This window comes from Paraburkholderia edwinii (assembly GCF_019428685.1).
Lineage (GTDB): Bacteria > Pseudomonadota > Gammaproteobacteria > Burkholderiales > Burkholderiaceae > Paraburkholderia > Paraburkholderia edwinii.
Genome location: NZ_CP080095.1, coordinates 1,648,928 through 1,668,581 on the forward strand (window position 1 = coordinate 1,648,928; position 19,654 = coordinate 1,668,581).

Annotated in this window: 33 protein-coding genes; 24 read left to right on the top strand and 9 right to left on the bottom strand. The window is 58.5% G+C overall.

All coding sequences use genetic code 11. The features are described 5' to 3' along the window. Positions 1–69: 69 nt before the first annotated feature. The 3 genes from KZJ38_RS07295 to KZJ38_RS07305 all read left to right on the top strand — a co-directional run bounded on the left by KZJ38_RS07295 (position 70) and on the right by KZJ38_RS07305 (position 2,380). Positions 70–1,524, top strand: coding sequence for an AlbA family DNA-binding domain-containing protein (locus KZJ38_RS07295; RefSeq protein WP_246641672.1), 1,455 nt, complete (start codon positions 70–72; stop codon positions 1,522–1,524). 115 nt (positions 1,525–1,639) lie between these two features. Then, entirely contained in the window at positions 1,640–2,059 is a 420-nt protein-coding gene (locus KZJ38_RS07300; protein ID WP_219799434.1) for a DUF29 family protein, read from the top strand. An 81-nt stretch (positions 2,060–2,140) separates the two neighbouring features. Continuing rightward, entirely contained in the window at positions 2,141–2,380 is a 240-nt protein-coding gene (locus tag KZJ38_RS07305) for a hypothetical protein (RefSeq protein ID WP_219799435.1), read from the top strand. Positions 2,381–2,658: 278 nt separating this feature from the next. Here KZJ38_RS07305 and KZJ38_RS07310 read toward each other — a convergent pair whose 3' ends face one another. The 9 genes from KZJ38_RS07310 to KZJ38_RS07350 all read right to left on the bottom strand — a co-directional run bounded on the left by KZJ38_RS07310 (position 2,659) and on the right by KZJ38_RS07350 (position 9,586). Further along, positions 2,659–3,090 (bottom strand): hypothetical protein, encoded by a 432-nt coding sequence (locus tag KZJ38_RS07310; protein ID WP_219800566.1) that lies wholly within the window; start codon positions 3,088–3,090, stop codon positions 2,659–2,661. Beyond that, the gene (locus KZJ38_RS07315) at positions 3,083–3,592 is read right to left on the bottom strand and encodes a 3'-5' exonuclease family protein (protein WP_246641673.1); all 510 of its coding nucleotides are present in this window, start codon (positions 3,590–3,592) and stop codon (positions 3,083–3,085) included. The genes KZJ38_RS07310 and KZJ38_RS07315 overlap by 8 nt, the downstream gene beginning before the upstream one ends. Before the next feature lie 190 nt (positions 3,593–3,782). Then, positions 3,783–5,177 carry a shufflon system plasmid conjugative transfer pilus tip adhesin PilV gene (gene pilV, locus KZJ38_RS07320; RefSeq protein WP_219799436.1) on the bottom strand — a complete coding sequence of 465 codons (1,395 nt, stop codon included), beginning with the start codon at positions 5,175–5,177 and terminating at the stop codon, positions 3,783–3,785. Beyond that, a complete protein-coding gene (locus tag KZJ38_RS07325; protein WP_219799437.1) occupies positions 5,170–5,748 on the bottom strand; it encodes a hypothetical protein in 579 nt (192 codons plus the stop codon). The genes pilV and KZJ38_RS07325 overlap by 8 nt, the downstream gene beginning before the upstream one ends. A gap of 190 nt (positions 5,749–5,938) precedes the next feature. Further along, positions 5,939–6,154, bottom strand: coding sequence for a hypothetical protein (locus tag KZJ38_RS07330; RefSeq protein ID WP_219799438.1), 216 nt, complete (start codon positions 6,152–6,154; stop codon positions 5,939–5,941). Positions 6,155–6,463: 309 nt separating this feature from the next. Next, the gene (locus KZJ38_RS07335) at positions 6,464–6,724 is read right to left on the bottom strand and encodes a hypothetical protein (RefSeq protein WP_219799439.1); all 261 of its coding nucleotides are present in this window, start codon (positions 6,722–6,724) and stop codon (positions 6,464–6,466) included. Positions 6,725–6,734: 10 nt separating this feature from the next. Beyond that, on the bottom strand, positions 6,735–7,373 hold the full coding sequence (locus KZJ38_RS07340; protein WP_219799440.1) for a division plane positioning ATPase MipZ: 639 nt from the start codon (positions 7,371–7,373) through the stop codon (positions 6,735–6,737). A gap of 107 nt (positions 7,374–7,480) precedes the next feature. Next, the gene (locus tag KZJ38_RS07345) at positions 7,481–8,389 is read right to left on the bottom strand and encodes a site-specific integrase (RefSeq protein ID WP_246641674.1); all 909 of its coding nucleotides are present in this window, start codon (positions 8,387–8,389) and stop codon (positions 7,481–7,483) included. Between the two features lie 459 nt (positions 8,390–8,848). Then, on the bottom strand, positions 8,849–9,586 hold the full coding sequence (locus tag KZJ38_RS07350) for a hypothetical protein (protein WP_219799442.1): 738 nt from the start codon (positions 9,584–9,586) through the stop codon (positions 8,849–8,851). A gap of 1,534 nt (positions 9,587–11,120) precedes the next feature. On the opposite strand from KZJ38_RS07350, the gene KZJ38_RS07355 reads away from it, so the two are divergent. The 21 genes from KZJ38_RS07355 (at position 11,121) to KZJ38_RS07445 (ending at position 19,654) form a co-directional block, all read left to right on the top strand. Continuing rightward, positions 11,121–11,279, top strand: coding sequence for a hypothetical protein (locus KZJ38_RS07355; RefSeq protein ID WP_219799443.1), 159 nt, complete (start codon positions 11,121–11,123; stop codon positions 11,277–11,279). An 8-nt stretch (positions 11,280–11,287) separates the two neighbouring features. After that, entirely contained in the window at positions 11,288–11,725 is a 438-nt protein-coding gene (locus KZJ38_RS07360) for a DUF7249 family protein (protein WP_219799444.1), read from the top strand. A gap of 328 nt (positions 11,726–12,053) precedes the next feature. Then, complete coding sequence (locus tag KZJ38_RS07365) at positions 12,054–12,296, top strand: DUF8033 domain-containing protein (protein WP_219799445.1); 243 nt, start codon at positions 12,054–12,056, stop codon at positions 12,294–12,296. A 353-nt stretch (positions 12,297–12,649) separates the two neighbouring features. Next, positions 12,650–13,003, top strand: a complete 354-nt coding sequence (locus KZJ38_RS07370) for a hypothetical protein (protein WP_219799446.1) — start codon at positions 12,650–12,652, stop codon at positions 13,001–13,003. A 12-nt stretch (positions 13,004–13,015) separates the two neighbouring features. After that, a complete protein-coding gene (locus tag KZJ38_RS07375; protein WP_219799447.1) occupies positions 13,016–13,414 on the top strand; it encodes a hypothetical protein in 399 nt (132 codons plus the stop codon). 81 nt (positions 13,415–13,495) lie between these two features. Continuing rightward, on the top strand, positions 13,496–13,618 hold the full coding sequence (locus tag KZJ38_RS36870) for a hypothetical protein (protein ID WP_281425815.1): 123 nt from the start codon (positions 13,496–13,498) through the stop codon (positions 13,616–13,618). Next, positions 13,615–13,875, top strand: a complete 261-nt coding sequence (locus KZJ38_RS07380) for a hypothetical protein (protein WP_219799448.1) — start codon at positions 13,615–13,617, stop codon at positions 13,873–13,875. The genes KZJ38_RS36870 and KZJ38_RS07380 overlap by 4 nt, the downstream gene beginning before the upstream one ends. Then, positions 13,875–14,048, top strand: coding sequence for a hypothetical protein (locus tag KZJ38_RS07385; RefSeq protein WP_219799449.1), 174 nt, complete (start codon positions 13,875–13,877; stop codon positions 14,046–14,048). The genes KZJ38_RS07380 and KZJ38_RS07385 overlap by 1 nt, the downstream gene beginning before the upstream one ends. A 100-nt stretch (positions 14,049–14,148) precedes the next feature. Next, the gene (locus tag KZJ38_RS07390; protein ID WP_219799450.1) at positions 14,149–14,451 is read left to right on the top strand and encodes a hypothetical protein; all 303 of its coding nucleotides are present in this window, start codon (positions 14,149–14,151) and stop codon (positions 14,449–14,451) included. Further along, the gene (locus KZJ38_RS07395) at positions 14,451–14,648 is read left to right on the top strand and encodes a hypothetical protein (RefSeq protein ID WP_219799451.1); all 198 of its coding nucleotides are present in this window, start codon (positions 14,451–14,453) and stop codon (positions 14,646–14,648) included. Before KZJ38_RS07390 ends, KZJ38_RS07395 begins: the two co-directional genes overlap by 1 nt. Further along, positions 14,645–15,181, top strand: coding sequence for an HD domain-containing protein (locus KZJ38_RS07400; RefSeq protein ID WP_219799452.1), 537 nt, complete (start codon positions 14,645–14,647; stop codon positions 15,179–15,181). The genes KZJ38_RS07395 and KZJ38_RS07400 overlap by 4 nt, the downstream gene beginning before the upstream one ends. Next, a complete protein-coding gene (locus KZJ38_RS07405; RefSeq protein WP_219799453.1) occupies positions 15,181–15,513 on the top strand; it encodes a hypothetical protein in 333 nt (110 codons plus the stop codon). The genes KZJ38_RS07400 and KZJ38_RS07405 overlap by 1 nt, the downstream gene beginning before the upstream one ends. Continuing rightward, on the top strand, positions 15,510–15,848 hold the full coding sequence (locus KZJ38_RS07410; RefSeq protein ID WP_219799454.1) for a hypothetical protein: 339 nt from the start codon (positions 15,510–15,512) through the stop codon (positions 15,846–15,848). Before KZJ38_RS07405 ends, KZJ38_RS07410 begins: the two co-directional genes overlap by 4 nt. A 9-nt stretch (positions 15,849–15,857) precedes the next feature. After that, a complete protein-coding gene (locus KZJ38_RS07415; protein ID WP_219799455.1) occupies positions 15,858–16,031 on the top strand; it encodes a hypothetical protein in 174 nt (57 codons plus the stop codon). Between the two features lie 11 nt (positions 16,032–16,042). Beyond that, a complete protein-coding gene (locus KZJ38_RS07420) occupies positions 16,043–16,258 on the top strand; it encodes a hypothetical protein (RefSeq protein WP_246641675.1) in 216 nt (71 codons plus the stop codon). Between the two features lie 98 nt (positions 16,259–16,356). Next, complete coding sequence (locus KZJ38_RS07425; protein ID WP_219799457.1) at positions 16,357–16,623, top strand: hypothetical protein; 267 nt, start codon at positions 16,357–16,359, stop codon at positions 16,621–16,623. Continuing rightward, entirely contained in the window at positions 16,620–16,751 is a 132-nt protein-coding gene (locus tag KZJ38_RS36875; RefSeq protein WP_281425816.1) for a hypothetical protein, read from the top strand. The genes KZJ38_RS07425 and KZJ38_RS36875 overlap by 4 nt, the downstream gene beginning before the upstream one ends. Continuing rightward, the gene (locus tag KZJ38_RS07430) at positions 16,748–16,885 is read left to right on the top strand and encodes a hypothetical protein (RefSeq protein ID WP_219799458.1); all 138 of its coding nucleotides are present in this window, start codon (positions 16,748–16,750) and stop codon (positions 16,883–16,885) included. Before KZJ38_RS36875 ends, KZJ38_RS07430 begins: the two co-directional genes overlap by 4 nt. After that, the gene (locus KZJ38_RS07435) at positions 16,882–17,430 is read left to right on the top strand and encodes a hypothetical protein (RefSeq protein ID WP_219799459.1); all 549 of its coding nucleotides are present in this window, start codon (positions 16,882–16,884) and stop codon (positions 17,428–17,430) included. Before KZJ38_RS07430 ends, KZJ38_RS07435 begins: the two co-directional genes overlap by 4 nt. Positions 17,431–17,589: 159 nt before the next feature. Further along, on the top strand, positions 17,590–18,423 hold the full coding sequence (locus KZJ38_RS36435) for a toprim domain-containing protein (RefSeq protein WP_246641676.1): 834 nt from the start codon (positions 17,590–17,592) through the stop codon (positions 18,421–18,423). Next, the gene (locus KZJ38_RS07445) at positions 18,386–19,654 is read left to right on the top strand and encodes an AAA family ATPase (protein ID WP_246641677.1); all 1,269 of its coding nucleotides are present in this window, start codon (positions 18,386–18,388) and stop codon (positions 19,652–19,654) included. The genes KZJ38_RS36435 and KZJ38_RS07445 overlap by 38 nt, the downstream gene beginning before the upstream one ends.

The window sequence follows — 19,654 nt, forward strand, 5'->3', positions numbered from 1 at the left end:
TCCATATGCAATCCGTCGGATCGTTACGTGCAAATTTTGCTCAAAGCACGTTAGACGGGCGCACCGAACGTGATTTGTGACGGCGCAACCGCATTCAGCGCCGAGCCTTTCGAAAAGGAGATTATGGTGGCGGAAATGGGCAACCCCCGGATCAAGGCACTCGTCGAGCGCCCGACTGAAAGTCTCGCGGTCGAAATCAAGACATGGATTGAGCCTGACTCGGTCGAAGGGAAGGTGAAGCTTGTCCGTGCCATGCTGGCATTGCGCAACGCGAACGGCGGCTACCTGTTGATCGGCTTTGATGATAAGACATTGGCGCCGGACTTGGACCGCCTTCCCGCAGATGTGAAAAGTGCGTTCCATCCTGACAAGATTTATGCATTGGTCGCACGGTTTGCATCGGAGATCTTCGACGTCACGGTCGAGTTTGCCGAGAGAGACGCCGTGTTATTTCCGGTGATCGTGATACCGGCAGGTGTCCGGACGCCGGTTGTGGCGAAGTCTGACCTAATGATGCCGGACGGGAGCAAGGCGGTGACAGAGGGCGACATCTATGTCCGGACGTTGAATGCGAATCGACGGCCTAGCAGCGCTAGAGCGCACTGGAAAGATTGGCCAGCGCTTATGGACATCTGCTTTGATAATCGCGAAGCTGACATTGGCCGCTTTGTACGGCGCCACTTGAGCGGTCTCACCAAAGATGGCGTAAAGCTGTTCTTGGGCGCGATGGGCGAAGACAATGCTGGAACGCCGGCCCAGCAGGGTCGCTTGCAGGAGCTGCTAGACGACGGAAAGTCGAGATTTTTGAAGAACGTTGCAGAACGGTCTCTAAGTCTGCCGAAGACTGGGTACTGGGAGGTCGCCCTGTACCTAGACGGCTCGGTGCCGGACCAAAAAATCGGTATCTTTCTGGATCTGTTGAGATCAAGCAATCCCGAGTACAACGGCTGGCCGGTTTGGCTCGTGAGCAATGATTTCGGCAACGAGGCCGATCGCCCGCGTATAACTGATGAGGCTTGGGAAGCACTGATCGCACTTCCGAACGGTCGTCACACAGACTTCGAGCGGTTCGACCCGAAGGGCAATTTCTACCATTTGCGTGCGTTGTTCGATGACCTGCAACTGACGGACTACAGCCCGACGCCGGGCGTTGCCTTCGATTACGCGTTACCTATCTACGACTGCGCGGAAGCCATCGCCGTGGGGCTAGCCTTCGCCAAGGCGATGGGATGTCAAGAGGACGACTGCACGCTCGAATTCGCCTTTCGTTGGTCCGGCCTTCGCGGTCGTGAGTTGATCTCCTGGTACAGCCGCAGTGGAATTATCTCACCGGGCAGAACGGCTCATCAGGATACCATCACGCTTTATCAGTCTGTGCCCTTGAGTACGCCGCTCTCGGCAATTGGTGGGCTACTGGCTAAAACTTTACCGCCCCTGTATGCGCTCTTCAAAGGTTTCGAACTGAGCTCGAAGGTCATCGAAGACAAGTCGACTCAACTTGTGGAGCGCAAAGCGAACTTTTGATCCGACTTCTTTTGTCGGGTCGACTGTGCGATGCGACAAATCGCCCCAACTGCTCGGCGCACCTGCGTGCGGATACAGAGCTCGACTTTCTCCATATGGCACCGAGGGCTATATTATGACCAGTTACGATGACGACGTGATCGCATGGGCAGATGAACAGGCCGGGCTGCTTCGCGCCGGCAAGTTCGCCGACATTGATATGGAACGTATCATCCGGCTCATTGAAGGCGAAGGCACTAAAGCAGTAGGTAGCTTTTACGGAGACCTATTGCTCGTGCTGCGGCACCTCCTGAAATGGAAATATTGTCCGGAAGAGCGTACCCGGAAGCTGCGGTCGTTGATCGTCACACGCCGCAGGGAGGCTCTTGAAGCACTAACTCGCACCCCGAGCCTCTCGAAATGGCTGACCGACGAATCGTTTTGGCATGAGATATGGGAAGGCGAGCATCTGCGGCACAAGGACCGTATCACCGCGAGCCGCGCGCCCACATGGTCTCCCAAAGCCATACTAGACGAAGCTTTCTTCCCAGACTAATGGTTTGTTGTGCCTCGGACGGCACAGGTGTTTGGCAGACGTGAAGCTCTTGTTAGTGCTATTCATTTTCTCAGGTAATTCATGAGCACCAAGGCGTCCATACGACATCAGGAAAAGGACGGCGAGTTGCCAGCATGGCACCTCTACACAGAGGCCTTCGAGAAGGCCGATGTCGTCTATCTTGAACTCGAAGGCGTCAAGGCCGACCTCACGATGATTGACAGCAGCTGGGGCGCCGCGCCGGGCACGGTACTATTGCGTCTGCCAACAGCCACGGCTAAACAACTGGGCTTGGTGCCGGCGGGCTGGGAAAAAGACTGATCGTGCTCATGTTCCGGAAGAAAGCGATCCGCGAGGTTGCGGTGTGTCTGCGATTGCTGCGGCGGCCTCCCGGAATCGACGGACGTTGGTTTGCGCGACCATTTCACCCACTTGCTGCCCTATGGAAATAAGCCAGTCGGGTAGAACACCGCAGCACGAGACTTTTCCACGGCCCTCGCGTGTGTGAAACCTGCCTGCGGCTCTGCCGCACGCAAGAGGCAGGTTTTGCACACGTCGCGCGCAGCGCGAGGCGGTGGGAAAGTCGGATCAGCACTCGCCTAGTTGCCTTTGCGCTCACGCACGATATAAGCGGGCTTGATCCCCTTGGCCTCGAGCCTGGCGATCGCCCTCTGGACAGCCGCGTTGGCCCACTCCAAAAATTCCGGGCTCGCGATGTACTTCTCCAAACTGGCTGATTTTTCGGAGCGTGGCCGCTTGCTGCGCGCCTCGGCGCGCGACCTGATTTCGGCGTCGTGGATCAAGCGCAGCATGTAGTTGATGTTCATCCGGTCGCCGGCGGACTCGATCAGTTCCCGAGGCATCAAGACATGGCCCGGCTCGACCCCGGATACGGCCAGCCAGGCGGCGATCTCGTCGCTGTCGGCGGCCTCGTAGGTTGCGCCGGTTGCGAGTACCGTCGCAATGAACACGTTGCGCGGTTCGTCGCGGATCACGCGCGCTTGGGTCTCCAGCTCAAGCTCATCATCCATTTGCTTCCCCTCTGAATGCAAAGGCGTTGGCCCGCGCGTCGTACAGCGCATGGTGTCGGCCGCCGTACTCGCGAAAGTACGCTTCTTGCCGCTCGTAGTCGAGCCGTGCGCGGATGTTCTCGTGCGCCCAGCCATCCAGCAGCGGTCCATCGATCAGATCACACAGTAGCGCGAAATCGTCGGCATAGTCGTAGCAAAGGATCGGGCCGGACTCGACCGGAATTCGAGATAACCAGGTCACGACTTCGCGGCTGAGTTGCGCGAAGGCCATTGCCCGCCCTGGGAATTGCCCGAGCTGGGGGAGTACAGCTGCGCGCACGAACTCCGAACATGCAGCGCGATTGTAGTCGCTCAGTTCGCCGTAAAAATCGGATCCGTCTTCGCCCACGATTCCGATACTGATGAGCTGAAGGTCGATGAAGTGGGTGAACTCGGTGTCCAGGAAGAATCGCACCGTCATATCTCCATGCCTTAGTTTTGTTGCCTCGACCAATTCACCCATAGCACGACCAAGCTCCTGGAATGGATGCCCTTCACGGCCGCGTGATCTCAGTTCGCACGGCGACAAACGCCTGAATCTACGCCGCTGTTTCACATTCGATGTGCTGTTTCGAAATTCTTCAAGCACGTTGCGCGTGGCCGACTTGGGTGAAATCAGATCGAGGAACAGCGCCGCGAACGATGTGATAACGTCATTGATAGACGAAGGCAGTAAAACTTCCAGGGGGTGCGTCCCAAGGAGCCGACGTGACTTGCCAACTTGCTCCAGGGGGAACCGGGAAAGAGATGAAACACGCCTTTGCAAGACTGGTGTTGTTGTCCGAGTGATTTGCGACCCCGCCGACCCCACTAACATTCCCTGACAACTGGCAGGAGTTGTTGCCTCCGTCGCCCCCGGAGGCCATAACCCATTGCGTTTTGCCGGAACCATTCGGTATGAAACCGCTGTCGCCGACGAAGCCAAAAGCGTTCACATATGCTCCGCCTCCGTTGACTGCCGTCCACACACCGGATTGGCAAAATAGCGGACCCGCACCGGAATTGCCGATAAGTCCATTGGGAGCGCAACCGGCACCTTGTACAGCAAAGCCATTAACCTGAACGAAACCGCCGGCGGTAATCTGTCCCCCGGCAGAGAAATTCTGTGTAACTGTGGCGTTTCCAGCCGTGAAGGTGTTGCCGCTGACATCGACGTCAGCTCCGGCGACAACCGTTCCGTTCACGGTCGTGTTACCGGTCACGGCAGCGTTTCCTTCTACTGTCGTCGCGCCAGCAACCAGCGGCGCGGCCGCGGTACCAAGCAAATTCTGGATAAAAAGTGTCCCGTTTGTCCGAACGGCGGCGTTATTCGGATCGCCGTAATACACCGCCGAGCCAACTTGAAGCGACTGCGCATTGCTTCCGCCCGCAGTGATGACCCCGTTCGCGTTACTAATAGCGTTGCCGCCCATGTTGAGGGCCGTGTTCATTTCGTTTAACTGAGGCTGACCGGGAACGGCGTTGCGGTACAGGTAGTTGCTCGACAGTGCCCCGTTCGTAAAGACCAGCAGCGATGCGGGTGCGCCGCCGGAGCCTACCGAGTAACCGGCCGTCGCGATCTTCCACGAGCCGAACGTGCCATACGCGGTCGCCGGCCCGCCTGAATACGCGCCTGAGTTGTTCGTCGGGATGAAACCACCCGAACCACCGGCCGCACGCGCGATCTGTCCGAGTTCCTGATCTTTGATCACGTTCCCGCCGCTACTGAATGCCAGTACCTGCAGCGTGCCGGCCGTCGGCTGCAGCACCTGCGCCGTCCACGTCTGGCTGAACGGATTCGTGACCGAAAAGTTCGTTGGCAGACCCGCGTTTGCGGCTTGCAGTGTCGCAACCGACAGCGTTACGGGCGTTGCGGCCGTCGCGCTCGCCTCGAGGGCCGTCATGTTCTGGCTCACGTAGTTCCCGACGGCCGACGCCCACTGCTGCTGCTGCTGAGCCGTAGTGACGTCGGTCTGCGTCTGACGGGCGTTCGCAATGCCGTGCATGATCGTCGGCAGATACATCATGGTGACGAGCATTGCGAAGAGTGCCCCGAGGATCTCATCCACGCGTCGCTCCCGCTGCGTTGTTCTCTATGAACTGCAGAAGGCTGGTGCGTCGCTGTGCAGCGTTCTTTCTTGCTACCCTACTCCTGCGCAGCAGGTAGGCACAGGAAGCAATGGCACTTCCCCACGCACAGGCCACGTAGGCGTACGCCGTCGCCTCCGGACTGACCGACATCGTTGCGGCCACATATGCGATCCACGGGAAAATCGCATCGGAAAATTTGCCTATTCCCAGGACAGCGAGCGGGGCTAGCCAGAAAACGCGGGGCTTCGCGCCGGGCAGGCAGGCTGATCGCGACACGTCATGCACCTTGTGTGCCGAGTCGTCGGAAAACGCAACCAGTTGCCAGTTGTTCATTCCGCGAAGGCTCGCGTAATACGCCGTGACCTTATGGCCGACACGCAGCGGCACGCTGCCGGCCGGCGTCACGGATACCTGTTGCATCCGCTCGCCTGCTCGAATGGACGCGGTGTCCCGACGTGTCTCGCGCGCATGGCTGGCAAGCTCGCCGGTGATCGCACTGATATCGAGCTCGTAATTGCCAAAAGTAACTGTTCCAATGTTTGTATGCATGGTCTCTAGCGTTCTTAAATTCGAGTTAGTAACCCATATTGACGTTTTCTGTGTCGGGGCCGACCTGCAGTGCCTCGTAATAGCTGCTTCGGCTCATCGGTGTTCGCTCGATGTGAGCTCCGTCATTCACGACGCTCCATCCCAAGGCGCGACCAATTCACCCACGGCGGGTACGTGAAGCAAACGCTTGCTAGAACGGGATGCCCGTCACGGCCGCGATCTCGGTTCGCGCGTCGATAAACGCCTGCACATATGCCGCAGTTTCATCGTTCGGCGCGCTGTCTCGGAATTCCTCAAGCACATTGCGCGTGGCCGATAGAGGTGAAATCAGGTCGAGGAATTCGATATGCCAATCGGTTCCGATAGCGGTATTAAGCGGATGGGCGGCTAGAATCAGGTCAGCCATCAATTTCACCTCGTCATAGGTGGGTGGTGGTCAGGTCTCCCGACTGGCAGCAACCGGCCGGGAGACCGCTTTAAATCGAACAGCGCCCTTGCTTGTCCGATGGTGTGCTGCCAAGTCCCTGCTGCTCGGCTTGTGCGGCGACATCCAGCAATGCATAAGCGAGTACCCTGAGCGCGTCGCGTGTGATTTTCTGTCCGTTTCCGGCGGGTATCGAGCGTGCGGCGCGTTGCGTCTCCTATGCGGCGATCCAATCTCAACGTACAGGTACGTACCGCTACTTAACGTTACGTACCTGTACGTTGATTTCCGTTACTTGAGTATTCGGTCCTGAAGGTCCTTCAGGATCAGTGCTCGTATGTATTGCGAGCCAGTTAATCGCAGCTCGGCTGAACGCCGCTTCATGCGCTCATAGACGTCCGGCGTCAGATCAGTGCTCAGGCGCACGGGTTTGGGTGCGCGCTCTGACAGTTGCGATCGGACTAGGCTGGCACCGTTGACGAATTCGTCAGCACTGGCCGGTTGTGGCTCGGTCGTCGAGGAGGGTCGAGAAATCTGGAACTTGCTGGTCATGAGAGTCCTATTAGCTGAGATCGAAAAATTCGCCGGCCAATAGCTGGATCTCCGCTCGTGCCTGACCGTTGTCGAGTTCGGTCACACCCTTGCCGGCGAGCAGCGCATCGCGGTAGACCTTCCGGTCGCGGATCACTGTGTCTGCTAGTGAGAGTTGGTCGAATTGGGCGAGCAGCTCCTTGGCGTTCTCGACCTCCCGGATGACCGGGTTGGACGGTGCCATTGAGAGGACCGCGACGGCCTTCAGCTCCGGATTCAGGCCCCGTGCAAGGCCGATGAGCTCATTGACCTTGGGCAGGGTTTCGAGGTCCGCTTGGCTGGCCCGGGTGGGTACGAGCAGCAGGTTTGCCACTGACATTGCTGACCGCATTTCGCGCGAGTCGCGGCCGCCGGCATCCACGATGACAACCTGATAGCGTCGCACAAGGTCGCGCAGCGTGGAGCTGACCTCGCCTATGCGCTGGACGCAGGGAATCGTGGGTGTCATGCCGGCTTCATCGCGCCGCTCGATGAATCGAGCAGCGGTAGCTTGGCCGTCGGTGTCAAGCAGAACAACGTCAGCGCCACAATGGACTAGATGCACACCGAGATTGGTGGCAATCGTCGATTTGCCGACTCCGCCTTTTTCTGCTGCGACCAGCAGGATCATCGCTGCCTCCTTAATGTGCGTACCGTTAAGTACATGTACGTTGATCAGATCCTATGGGGTGGGGAAGGGCCCGTACATGGCGCATAAGACAGGGGTTTCTCGGCTTGCTAGCCGAGCTTCCGTGCGAGGTCGGTCGCGCGTGGGTGGTAGTAGCGCTTCAGCATCTGGACAGTTTTGTGTCCGGTCACGGCGGATAGCTCGAGAATGTTGCCGAGCCGAGTTGCGAGGCGCGAGGTGGCCTCATGACGCAGATCATGAAAATGTAAATTTTCAAGGTTGGCTCGTTCGCAGGCCCGCGTGAATGCCTTTTTGAGTGCTTCGCCGGTGATTGGGAACACTCGGCCGTCCAGGGCACGCGATAGCGTAGATAGCGTGGCCGCTGCCGTGGTCGATAGCGGTACGTCGCGCGGTTCCCCGTTCTTGCTGTCGTGCAGACGGACGTATCGGTCGTCAAGGAATACGTCGTCCCAGCGCAGAGCAAGGATTTCGCTACGGCGCATGGCTGTCTCAATCGCAATGATGACGACCGGTAGAACCCACTGGTTACGGCAGCCGCCAGGCTCGAAGCGTCCGCTTCCGTCGCGGGGGCTAGGGGCCAGCTCCGTCAGCAACCGCTTTTCTTCGTCCACGGAGAGGCGGCGGGAGCGGGCACGGTTTTCCTTTGGGCGGCGCATCTTCGAGACGGGATTTACCTCAACGGGTATGCCCCAGTCCTTGAGGGCAACGGTGAGCACGTGGCCGATCAGCGTAAGCTCTCGGTTGACTGTGGAACCTGTAACGGGCTTGCTCTTGGGGTCTCCAGCGAGCCGGCGATCGCGGTAGTCGGACATGACCTTGCTGGTCAGCTCCGATACCTTGTATGCGGCGAGCTTGTCTTTGCGTAGTTTGCGGATGCGGAGGATTTCGCCGTCACCGCCTTTCTTCTTGGGCGAGATTTCTTCGGCATATCGCTTGAGCAGATCGTCGAAGCTGGTCATCTCCGCGTCTTTGCGATCGACGAAGCCACCGCGATCCATTTCAGACTCGATACGGCGTGCCCATGCCTCGGCTTCGGCCCTAGTGTCGAAGGTGCACGTTTGCAGGGGATGAGGCTTGCGCCGCACCTCCGCTCGCCAATATTTTCCCCGTTTCCAGATTCCTGCCATTGTTGTCCCAGACGATTGAGGGTTATCGCGTTGGGACTATTTTCAACTCCGCCACTTGTCCGCCAAATGGCGCATAGACGGAGGTTTCGACGGCGGCCGAAAAAGCAAAAGGCCCTCGGCTTACGCCTGAGGGCCTTTATTCTTCGGGCTTCCAACGTACCCATAAATCTGGTGGGTAGTACTGGGATCGAACCAGTGACCCCTGCCGTGTGAAGGCACGGCAGGGCGTCGCAGGCCCTTCGGACCCGCTCCTGCACTGGTTCGCCGCTTCAACCGCACCCGATCCGCTGTGAGGAAATGTCCCGCAGATGTCCCGTGCTGGTGGGACAGTTACTTCGAACCGAGGAACAGGATGCCCTGCTTGCTCGGCGTCTGCACGAATGCGTGGATGACGCTGCCGCTCAACACACCAACACCCGTCGCGGTGGTGTTCGGGAACAGACACGAGCCTGCACCGAACGTCAGCGACACGTCGTACACGTTGCCCGATGCGTGCGGCTTGATCGAGCCGGTGAACGCACAGTTCGTCCCTTGGCCCGTGATGTTCCCGTTCGCGTCAGCCGTGATCGTCGCGACATCGCTCAGGAAGCCCGGCGACGCGCTGCTGCCAATGAACGTACCCGTCACAGCGGCCTGCGTCGGCGTCGTGTTGTAGGTCTGGTCGAACGAACCGTTGAGCGTGGACTGCACGGTCGGCGAGTAGGTCGTCGTGGCGTTGAGCGATTGCTTCGCCACGTACGTGCCCGAGACCGTCACCGGCTGCACACCTTGACCTTCGAGGTTGTAGTCCGATCCTGCGCCGTTAGAGAGTTTCCCATCGCTCGACGCGACTGTCCCGGCGACAACACCCGCTATGACGCCCGGCTGTCCCGCGACGCTGTACTGCGTGTAGAACCGCCCATCGTCCAACACGAGCGCTGTGGTCTGCCTGTTGTTCACTGTCCCGATGTACTGTCCCGCAGCGGACGGCGTAGGCGCTGCCGGTGCCGGTGCGGATGATCCACCGTCTCCTCCTCCACATGCTGCCAGCAGTATCGCCGCTGCCACGGCTGTAATTCTTTCTTTCATGGTCTCTCCGTTATGGGTCTGTTAGTTGGCCCGGTGCAGAGTGTAAGGTGTTCATGGGACGTTTACAACAGGGAACCGGACCGAAATTTGATCTGCTATTCCGTGCGCATAGTGCCGCCGCGCTCGCGCTGGCTTTCCCCATAGCCGCCCTCCGGGCGCGTGCCTGCCGAAAGGATGGGCATGCCATGCCGGGTGCATTGGGTGCGTGGCAGCGCTGGGCAGCAGGCAGGGACAGCACCGCCTAGGCTAGGCAGGCGACACAGGGCAGTAGTGTTCAATGAAATCAAGCACTTAACTGTTACACGGTGGAACAGATGATGCACGGCGGGACAGGTGCGGGACACTCGACGCGATTAGAGGGCCTACAACGGGCTGACGCTGGCTACCCTAGTGACACCATTCACCACGGGACAGTAGCGGTTCCTGAGCCTTTCTGACGCGTTACAGGGGCATTGCCGGGTATTGACCGTATGTCATCGGCCAAGTCTTCTGGCAAGGGCTACGGAATCGATGCACGTGCGTGGGCTATCTGTATGCACTTATTCGCCGTGAGATTGCCGTCAGACCGCAGCAGGACTGGCAGCAGCATTTACGGTTCCTTCACGACACACAGCACCGGTATCTGTGACGAGTCGAAGACTCAGGTACAGCCATGCAAGCATGGAACAGCAGCAGACATACAGCACGATAAGCAGCCAGTGAGCAGCAGGACAGCAGCGCACTAGGCAGCAGATAGCAGCATGAGCACAGCAGGCTGTCGAGCAGTAGACCGAGCAGACATACAGACGTAGCAACCCAGCTACACAAGCATCGTCGCATCCGCTCCGATGTACAGACACAGCAGATAGCAATGAGTACCCACGGACTCGCCACCGTATCTATTGCGTTGATCGAACACTGTCCCGTGAAGATAGTTGACACAATGCCAGAAGTTTGCTCTAATTCAATCCAACGCAGCGCCGAACAGACGAAAGGCTAGCTCTAGGGCACCAAGTAGACAAAGAGGTGTTGCGGGACATAAAGGGCAGTTGACACATAGCAGTATCTGTGATGTAATGCAGTCCATGCAGTAAGCGACTAGGCCGCTATAAGCTGGGTGCAGTCAAATACGGCTGGGTATGAAACAGGCCACGTTGTAACGCACTAGTCCGTTAGTCATGTGGGCGGATTTCTCGGGTTGACATCCGACTAGTGCACTAGCTGTACCTTCCGGCATGGCGTCCGGGTAAAGGGTCGATCTTTAACAACTAGGTGCGGAAAGCGCGAGCCACTAATGCGTGGCATTGCATCGCGTGAGTACCGTTGTGTTGTCCTGACACACGCGATAGAGGAATTGCAACCTCACAGGACTGTTGCCTTGTTTCGACAGGGCAGCATGTAAGGCGCACTGGTAGTAACGCGGGATACGCGGATGGTTACAGCCCGTGCTGGCGATACCTTTCGCGACTAGTGCGCCTCACTTGCTAACGTTTCTTCCCGAGCTACCGGCCATCACAGGCGGGAGCCTTAACAACCAGCCCTTATAGGTGGATGTATGACCAAGAAACACTTCGAAGCACTCGCTCGCGAGATAGCCAAGATTCATGACGCGAACGCTCGCCGTGAGGCAGCTATCGCGGTAGCTCGTGTCTGCCACGAGTTCAACCCTACGTTCAACATCGCCCGGTTCTACGCGGCGTGCCAATCTTTCTGAGGCTCGCCATGTACAACGGACACAAGGACTGGAACCACTGGAATGTATCCCTGTGGATCAACAACGACGAAGGGCTGTATGACATGGCCCGTCGCGCCGTGCGCCGTCACAACACGAAGATCGGTGCAGCTGTGGCGCTTCTGGAGGAACTAGAATTTCTCGGTATCACTCACACGCCGGATGGTGCGCCGTACAGCACCACGTCCATCCGCGCTGCGCTCGTCGATATGTGCGGTGATGACATGATCGACGTTCCGAACATAGACGTTATGGAGCAGGCAGAGCTTGCCGAGTTCCACCGCACTTTGAAAGCGCTTACGCGGTACGTAGAGGCGCGGTATAAGGCCAATAAGTACAGGTTGGAACGCCGTATAGAGGACGCGCTGCGTATGGATAGGCTCTGCGAGTCTTTCTATCGCGACCTGCCTTCGTGCGCGAGGTGGTGAATGAGTGACCGCGTTGTAGCCGTGCTTATGGCAAGCGGTGTGCTGTTGATCGGCGCATCGCTTGTCGTGCTGATCTATGTTTGGCACTGATCGGGTAGGAAGTACCGACCCGAGTCCACAGCAGATAATTAATTCTGGCCTGCGAACAGCGGGCCATCATACGGGTGTGTTCGGCACGTTGACAGTAGAGCACACCTGTATGATTCAGGCTTACCCGATAGCAGTCGTGCGCTTGCGCGACCTCAGTGCAGGTCGGGAACCTTTAACGCTATAAGAACAAGCTAGAGGCTTTGCTATGCGTCTCCGAACCATTGGAACGAATCAGGCCGTGCTCGAATTCAAGAGTGGCACGCGTATCCTGTTTTCGTATGAGTCGCCGGTTGCGGTGTTCGTACCGAACGAAGGGTATGAGCAGACCAACCAATTTATCAGCCGTACCACCCTCAAACACATACAGAAGTGGGTCGGTAAGGAACCCTGCCGGATCGTATCGCAAGAGGCTATCGCCCGGCGATTCAACGATCAAATCGGCAAACACACGCCGGAGGAGGACGATGATTCTGGCCGATGAAAAGGCGCGGTTATATCAGGTCGCGCTCGCTGTTTTACTAGTTACACTGATCGCCGGATTAACGGGCGTTTACTGATTCACTTCGCCCGTTCGGTTTTTCAGCAGCCTTTTAGAATCCTTTCCAAGCAGTTGCAGAGAGTCAGCTATAAGCCCGCATGGCGAGCTTATCACGGGTTCTCTGAGCCAAGTGGCGCAGTACAGGCCGCGCATGCAGTAGACAAGCGTTGGTTGTAAGGGCAACCAACATCGAGACTTGTTTGCTTTCGCCATAACTACAGCGACCTCACCTTAAGGTTCGCCGGTCTTGCGACGAGGCCAGTGTAGTGAATGGTGGAGCACTTTACTCCATTGCTATGAAAACCATTCTCAACATTGGTCTCGCTCGCAACGACGGCGAACCCGACAACGGCATCCTGCATGTTGTCGCAAAGATCAACCAGTACGGTTTCATCATTCGGGCAGGCGAGATTCACGAAGTCACGCATGCTCACGGCACCGAACGCACGCTTATCGCCGAAGTGAAGTACACGCGGAACGAAGCGTATCTGCCCACTGCGGTCTATCACCTGTCACAAGACTTGGCGCAAGACTGCATCGCTATCGCGAACCAGTCGGACAACGGCGTTATTTCCGGCGCGATCTACGGCCCGAAAGCTGCGGAGTGGGGCGAATTCGATCCGCGCTTCTTTGTCGGTTTGTCTTCGTGAGGAGTACTTCAAATGGAAGTGTTCCGCATCGAAGACGCTTCGGGTAAAGGTGCATACCAGTCCGACAAGATGCCGTATCACCCCGACGACGGCAATCAACCTGCGCCGTGGCTTGACCGCGTGCTTGGCCCTCACTGGCTGGCATTGATGGAAGACGGACTAGAGCAAGGCTACCAGTTCGGATTTGAATCTATGGACGCGCTGCGTGCATGGTTCCACGACCCCGATTGGATCAGGAGGGCCGTGCGTCGCGGCTTCAAGTTAGTGAGGTACGAAGTGCCCGACGGGTCGTTCTTCGACGAAGCCTTGGATCGCCCGGTCTCTGCTGTCCACAAGGGGCAGACGCAGCTTATCTTCTGGAAGTCTGCTGCGACCCGCGTACACGTCGATTCTCTTTCGACCATTCAATAAGGAGTGCGATATGAGATTGCACTACTGGCTCGCCGTGTACGTCGTCGTACTCGTGCTGATCTTTGTCCTGTGAGGGCGACCATGCAACCCAAGATTACCTACACCTACGGGCCTGATGGTCGCGTGGTGTCCGCTCATGTTTCCGGCCTCGTTGGTAAGGCCGACGTTCGTAACAACACCGCAACCAAGGAGAAGACCAAGTGACTCCCGCAGAACTGAAAGAAGTCGTGCAGGCAGTTCAACAGGCTAGTGCTGAAGCAGCGGTACGCGCCGAACGCAATGGCGACAAACACTGCAACGTGCGTTGGCGGCGTCGCGTGATCATTATGGCGTCCGTGTTCGGCGCGCTGTACCTGATCAAGCTGCTCACGCATCACGAGGTGGCGACTGACGCATTGCACCTTGGTGTCGAAGGTGCTGTCGCCGTGACCATCGACAAACTCACGTTCGGGGTGGCCTGATGAAAGCGTTCCACGTGGATGTGTACGAAGAAGGCGACAACGACGGACAGTTCTTCGAGGACGGCGACTTCGACACGAAGGCTGAAGCCGTGAAGTTCGCAGAGTTCGAAGCGTGCCGAGGGCTGGCCGCTGTTGTGAAGTGTCCCGATGGACACTGCGAGGAGTACACCTAACCCGCTGCGCCTGACAGCGTTACGTTCAGGCCCGCAAGTTATTGCGGCAGGTGCATTCAATGAGTGCATCGCCCGCAGTACCTTACTTAGGAGAACGATCATGTCTGCTGTATTCGCAGGTCTCGACCGTGGTACTGAGGGCGTTCGTCCTGAGTACACAGGTCACGGCTTGAACACTGGCGGGCTTCAGGCCCACAGCATCGGCGAGGAGTACCCGCTCATTACGTACATGCGCGGCGATTTCTGGCGAATCCTCGACTCGCGCACCGGCAACACGCACGAGTTGGAGTACGAGTCTGCGCGTGAGGCCCACGCAGACGCGTTGACGTTCCATCGGGTCTACGGCAGCGAAAGCCGCATCGGCAAGAAAGGTTTCTTCACCCACATCAAGGAGCAATGGTAATGCGACAACCCGGTCAACATGCAGTACCCGAACACGATCACCTGTACCCGCTCGCGGTGCAACTGAAGGGCGACTCGTGGCACGTCTTCGACGCACGCACTGGTGGTTTCGGCGAGCGCGGTTTCTCCACCTACGCCGAGGCAGAGACCCACGCCAAGGAACTGAAGGCGCAGGACACGCGGGTCGCCATCGCATGAACCCGACGATCCTGACCGCATCGGGCAGGTACTTCGACTTCATCAACCCTGACCCGAAAAGCATCCGTGTCTTCGACATCGGACGTGCCCTGTCCCGTATCTGTCGCTTCACAGGGCACACGACAAAGTTCTACAGCGTGGCCCAGCACAGCGTGCTCGTGTCGAAGGTGGTCCCGCCTGAGTTCGCGTTGCAAGGTCTGTTTCATGACGGTAGCGAGGCATATCTCGGCGACGTGTCCAGTCCGCTGAAGCAGTTGCTCCCTGACTACAAGGCTATCGAGCAACGCGTCGAGCATGCGATTGCTACGGCCTTCGACCTACCCGAGCAGCTTCACCCGTCGATCAAGCAAGCGGACCTGCGACTGCTCGTCACGGAGAAGCGCGACCTCATGCCAAAGGCTCGCATCGGCGACGTGGATACCGAGGCATGGGCGTGGACACGACAGTTCGAGCCGTTGCCTGAAGTCATCGTACCGATGTCACCTGACGAGGCGTACGACGCATTCATGATCCGTTACTTGGAGGTTATCTAATGGCCCTTCGCCATCGCAATGCACGTCTCACGAATTACAACGCCCGCGAAATCGACGAGTTCGGCAAAGACGGTGCGCTGTTCAACGAGAAGCACCTGTCCGATCACCCGACCGGCAGCGCTGATCGTTACGCCATCGTCGTGCGCTCGCTCGCACCGGTCGGCGGCAGTCGTCCCGGCAAGCGCTTCATCCGCCGCCTCAATCGCGTTGCACGCGAGAAGGGATACCCGACGTGGGCCGCGTTCATGCACGCGCTTAGCGTCAATCGTCAACTGTTCTCCGCGATTCAGAAGATCGCGACGAACATCGGCCAACGCAAGGAGGTGGCGTGAGTCTGCTCCAAAAGTTCGACCGCATCATGAGTCACATCGAGATTCACGACGGTGAGCAGTGGGGCTATGACTCGCAAGAGCGTGTCGGCATGGTGCGCTTTCGTGTGTCGTGTTGGTTGCCCGATACGGTGAAGACGGCAGCGGGCGAGGAGCACGACAAGCAGCGACAGTACGGGCGTTGGTGGTACGTCGATCAGGAAACGCTCAACGACACCGAGGCCGTTATCCGTTTAGTGTGGATGGCATACGAGACGTTCATGATGCACGAGTTGCGCGAGCGATTCCGGTATCAAGGCGCACTTGTGTTCGACCCACATCGCAGCATCCTAACGTAAGGAGACGCAATGCAACTTCTGAACTCTTTGCTGTTGCTCGTTGTATCGGCGTTGTTTCTGGTCGGCGTCGCTCGCACCATCGAGAAGCGAGGCCGCACGAAGTTGGACGTAGGCTTAGCCGTGTTCTTCGCAATCGACGTAGCAGCAGGAATCGCGGGCGCAGTGCTCGCACTGGTGGCTTGATGGATATCTTCATGGGTATGAAGGTCGTGGTCAACGGTGCGCTCGACGGCAAACCTCGTATGACGGTCAATGAGAAGTTCGCAGAGCTTATGCCTGCCGACTTCGTGACAGACCTCAACGCATGGATGCTTCGCCGCTTCGGCAGGACCGACGATCAGATCATCATGTACGGCGACACTGTGGTTATGGGTCGCATGGCTTACGCCAAGCTTAAGTTCATGCAGTAACCAGTAGTCACGCAGCCATTGTGAGGCGCGTGTAAAGCGAAACTCACGGACCAATAAACGCGTTGCTGAAGGGCACGCGATCAAACAAAGGAAATGCTATGCAATCGATTCTCTCCCTCACCCGGAAAGTGCACAACATCGCCGTCAATCTGCATGTGAAGGCGTTGCAAGCGCAGGTCCGCGTCATTCGTGCCGAGGCAGCATTCATGCGTGAAGAAGCAGCAGTTGCTTCCGCAGCCGCCGACCGCGCACGTCAGATCGCCAACTATGCAGTCGTCGATGCCGATGCGTACGAACAGCACGCAACGCTCGTCGAGCAAGCCGCGCAAGCGGAGGCAGCAAGCATCGGAGGTTCCCTCAAATGATCCACGTCACCAAGCAAGCAGTCTACGGCCCGTGGGGCAGCAAGCTCTCACCGCTTCTGGTCATCGTTCGCGTCGAAGTCCTCGGACTGACGGTGTATCGGGCGAAGGTCGAAGGGGTGCAGCAGTGAACCAGACCCAGCTTTACGAAGACCTCGGCGTCGAGCCGGATACGACTCCGCTCGATTCCATGTTCCAACAAGTCGGCGTTGGCATCGCTGTGGGCTTTGCCATGTTCGATAACGACGAGGACAACTACGAATGAGCAACCAGTTCAAAGCGGGCGACCGTGTGATCGCCAACGAGACGAGCAAGGGCAATCAAATCACGCAAGGCCGTGAGTACACGGTAGAGGCCGTGAGTCGTGACAAGGGTAATGCGGAGTACAACTTGCTTCGCATCATCGGTGACAACGGTGAGACTGTCGAGGTTTATCAGTACCGATTCGCCCCCGTGTCGCCGGTCGTTTACAGCACCGTCGTGCCGAACCTCGGAGAGCAACTGAAGGCGGCAGGTCAAGCGAAGGCACTGAAGCGTGCAGGTAGCGCGTGGCTGTCTGACGCGCTGGCAGCGTTGAAGGTCTTCGTGACCGAGCAGTACAGCGTCGGCGAGACCGACATCACCATCGACCAGTTCCGTCGTCTCGAACGCACGTACGAGCCTGCGAACCCGAACGCATGGGGCGCGTTGCCGCGTGCCGCGATCAAGGCGGGCTACATCAAATCGACCACGCGAACCGAGAAGGCGATCCGCCCGCAGGCGCAGTGCCGCGTCGTGCGTGTGTGGGACATCAACCCGGAGGCGCTGTGAACAACGCAGACGGACCCGAGTTCGAGGATGGCCCGGTTGAGGATAGGTTTCACCAGTGCACACCGTACAACGGCGGGCACAACTGGTCATCGCCTTATCGCGAACGTCTTGGTTGGGTGAAGTATTGCACCAAGTGCGGTGCGAAGGAACCGGACACGCTTGCTTGATCCAAAGTCTTGGCTCGACGCAGCGCAGGCTACCGCCGAGGGCAAGAAGCGGCGCGTAGACCACGACTGCGGAGGCGGTCGCACCTTGATCGTCTCGAATCAGGACCGCAAGTGGACGGCGTTCTGCTTCCGCTGTGACGAGGCAGGAATCGTCGAGAAGCCGCAGGAATCCCTGTCGGCACGCATCGCCCGCCGCCGCACTGAGGACGAGCAGGACGAGCGTATAGCGGCTGTAGCGGGCTTGCCCGAGCCGATTGATACCGACATAGCCAACTGGCCCCGCGAGGCCGTTGTGTGGCTTCTGAAGGCGTCGTGCGGCGCACCGGAAATCGCCCAGCTAGGCGCGTACTGGCATGCGCCATCAGCGCGTGTCGTCCTCCCTGTCGCCGACGACGGCGAGCTTGTGTACTGGCAGGCCCGCGACCCGTCGTGGACCCGCAAGTCCGAGCGTCCGAAGTACGTCAATCCCGAGGTCAACAAGGAACGGCTGGTCGCCCGCTATGGCAGCGGCGACGAGATTGTTCTGACCGAGGACATCCTCTCCGCGTACCGCGTGGGGCAGGAGGGCGAGGGCTGGTCGCTGCTAGGGACGAACCTCACGAACGGCGTGCTGGCCCGTCTGATCGACGAGCGCAAGCCTGTCGCCGTGTGGCTCGATCCCGACGCAGCGGGGCGCAAGGCATCCCGCGACATCACGCAGCGTCTCTCCGCTTGCGGCATACCGAACCGGGTCATCCGGTCATTGCGTGACCCAAAGCTACTGAGTAGGAGGCAAGTCCGCATTGAGCTTGGACTTAACACTCCTGCGCGTGCTGAAGACTCGTGATGCGTTCGAGCGGTTCTATGGATCGCTACCGGAAGCAGGCATCGAGAACAACACGCGCATTCTGCTGAAAGACTTCGCGTCGTACTTCGAGGCCAACCCCGGCGTCGATGCGATTGACCCGGCAGGCTTCAGGACGTACTTCGCACTGAAGCATCCCAAGCTGAAGCCCGACGTGCTGTCGGTGTACACGAAGCAGATCAAGGAGCTAGCGAAGGCACCCGAGCCGGGAGTGGCAGACGGGCTTCGCGAGCGACTTGCCTCGGTACGCACGGCGGCGCGGCTTCAGAAGGCGCTGGAAGAATGGGACGGCGGCGAGGGCGACCTCACGTCGGCGCTGCGCACGATCAATGACGATCACGAGACGTGGCTGATGAAGCGCAAGCAGCATCCGCTCGTCAAGGATCGCATCGAAGACATCCTGCACGAGGACGCCGAGGACATCGGTTTCCACTGGCGACTGACGTGTCTCAACGAGTCGATGCGCCCGCTTCGCAGCGGCGACTTCGGCATCGTGGCGGCGCGTGTCGATACCGGCAAGTCGTCGTGGTTCGCGAGCGAGCTTTCGTACATGGCCCCGCAAGTGGACCAGCTTTTCCCCGACGAAGACCGCTCGATCATCGTGTTCAACAACGAAGGCCCCGGCAAGCGGCTGAAGCATCGGTTGTACAACGCGGCACTCGAAGCGAACACAAAGCAACTCGTCCAGTACAGCAAGGAAGGCACGATCTACGAGCGGTACGTGAAGGCGCAGGGCGGGCGGGACGTGTTCAGGATTCTCAACGTCCACGACTACACGATGGCTGAACTCGAAGACATCGTGAAGGACTTGAACCCGGCCATCGTCGTGATCGACATGCTCGACAACGTGCAGGCTGACCGGCAGGCAACCAACGGTGGCACACGCACCGACCAGATTCTCGAATGGCTGTATCAGCGTGCGCGGATTTGGGCGGTCAAGTACGACTGCGCGGTGATCGCAACCTCACAGCTGAACGGCGATGCCGATGGTCAGATTTACCCGACGCTCGCCATGCTTGCTAACAGCCGCACAGGCAAGGCAGGTGCAGCCGACTTCGTGTTGATGATCGGACGCAGCGCTAGTCCCGACTTGCAGAACAGCAGATTCATTTCGCTACCGAAGAACAAGAAGCGCCGGGACGGTGGACCACAAGACCCTCGTTCCGAGGTGTCGTTCGACACCGCTCGCTCGCTGTTCAAAGACCCGGAGTAG

Excerpts from the sequence above, each read along its gene's own strand:
- KZJ38_RS07300 (WP_219799434.1), top strand. The coding sequence starts at position 1,640 with ATGACCAGTTACGATGACGACGTGATCGCATGGGCAGATGAACAGGCC.
- KZJ38_RS07305 (WP_219799435.1), top strand. The coding sequence starts at position 2,141 with ATGAGCACCAAGGCGTCCATACGACATCAGGAAAAGGACGGCGAGTTG.
- KZJ38_RS07310 (WP_219800566.1), bottom strand. The coding sequence starts at position 3,090 with ATGGATGATGAGCTTGAGCTGGAGACCCAAGCGCGCGTGATCCGCGAC.
- KZJ38_RS07315 (WP_246641673.1), bottom strand. The coding sequence starts at position 3,592 with ATGGGTGAATTGGTCGAGGCAACAAAACTAAGGCATGGAGATATGACG.
- KZJ38_RS07325 (WP_219799437.1), bottom strand. The coding sequence starts at position 5,748 with ATGCATACAAACATTGGAACAGTTACTTTTGGCAATTACGAGCTCGAT.
- KZJ38_RS07330 (WP_219799438.1), bottom strand. The coding sequence starts at position 6,154 with ATGGCTGACCTGATTCTAGCCGCCCATCCGCTTAATACCGCTATCGGA.
- KZJ38_RS07335 (WP_219799439.1), bottom strand. The coding sequence starts at position 6,724 with ATGACCAGCAAGTTCCAGATTTCTCGACCCTCCTCGACGACCGAGCCA.
- KZJ38_RS07340 (WP_219799440.1), bottom strand. The coding sequence starts at position 7,373 with ATGATCCTGCTGGTCGCAGCAGAAAAAGGCGGAGTCGGCAAATCGACG.
- KZJ38_RS07345 (WP_246641674.1), bottom strand. The coding sequence starts at position 8,389 with ATGGATCGCGGTGGCTTCGTCGATCGCAAAGACGCGGAGATGACCAGC.
- KZJ38_RS07350 (WP_219799442.1), bottom strand. The coding sequence starts at position 9,586 with ATGAAAGAAAGAATTACAGCCGTGGCAGCGGCGATACTGCTGGCAGCA.
- KZJ38_RS07355 (WP_219799443.1), top strand. The coding sequence starts at position 11,121 with ATGACCAAGAAACACTTCGAAGCACTCGCTCGCGAGATAGCCAAGATT.
- KZJ38_RS07360 (WP_219799444.1), top strand. The coding sequence starts at position 11,288 with ATGTACAACGGACACAAGGACTGGAACCACTGGAATGTATCCCTGTGG.
- KZJ38_RS07370 (WP_219799446.1), top strand. The coding sequence starts at position 12,650 with ATGAAAACCATTCTCAACATTGGTCTCGCTCGCAACGACGGCGAACCC.
- KZJ38_RS07375 (WP_219799447.1), top strand. The coding sequence starts at position 13,016 with ATGGAAGTGTTCCGCATCGAAGACGCTTCGGGTAAAGGTGCATACCAG.
- KZJ38_RS36870 (WP_281425815.1), top strand. The coding sequence starts at position 13,496 with ATGCAACCCAAGATTACCTACACCTACGGGCCTGATGGTCGCGTGGTG.
- KZJ38_RS07385 (WP_219799449.1), top strand. The coding sequence starts at position 13,875 with ATGAAAGCGTTCCACGTGGATGTGTACGAAGAAGGCGACAACGACGGA.
- KZJ38_RS07390 (WP_219799450.1), top strand. The coding sequence starts at position 14,149 with ATGTCTGCTGTATTCGCAGGTCTCGACCGTGGTACTGAGGGCGTTCGT.
- KZJ38_RS07395 (WP_219799451.1), top strand. The coding sequence starts at position 14,451 with ATGCGACAACCCGGTCAACATGCAGTACCCGAACACGATCACCTGTAC.
- KZJ38_RS07400 (WP_219799452.1), top strand. The coding sequence starts at position 14,645 with ATGAACCCGACGATCCTGACCGCATCGGGCAGGTACTTCGACTTCATC.
- KZJ38_RS07405 (WP_219799453.1), top strand. The coding sequence starts at position 15,181 with ATGGCCCTTCGCCATCGCAATGCACGTCTCACGAATTACAACGCCCGC.
- KZJ38_RS07415 (WP_219799455.1), top strand. The coding sequence starts at position 15,858 with ATGCAACTTCTGAACTCTTTGCTGTTGCTCGTTGTATCGGCGTTGTTT.
- KZJ38_RS07420 (WP_246641675.1), top strand. The coding sequence starts at position 16,043 with ATGGGTATGAAGGTCGTGGTCAACGGTGCGCTCGACGGCAAACCTCGT.
- KZJ38_RS07425 (WP_219799457.1), top strand. The coding sequence starts at position 16,357 with ATGCAATCGATTCTCTCCCTCACCCGGAAAGTGCACAACATCGCCGTC.
- KZJ38_RS36875 (WP_281425816.1), top strand. The coding sequence starts at position 16,620 with ATGATCCACGTCACCAAGCAAGCAGTCTACGGCCCGTGGGGCAGCAAG.
- KZJ38_RS07435 (WP_219799459.1), top strand. The coding sequence starts at position 16,882 with ATGAGCAACCAGTTCAAAGCGGGCGACCGTGTGATCGCCAACGAGACG.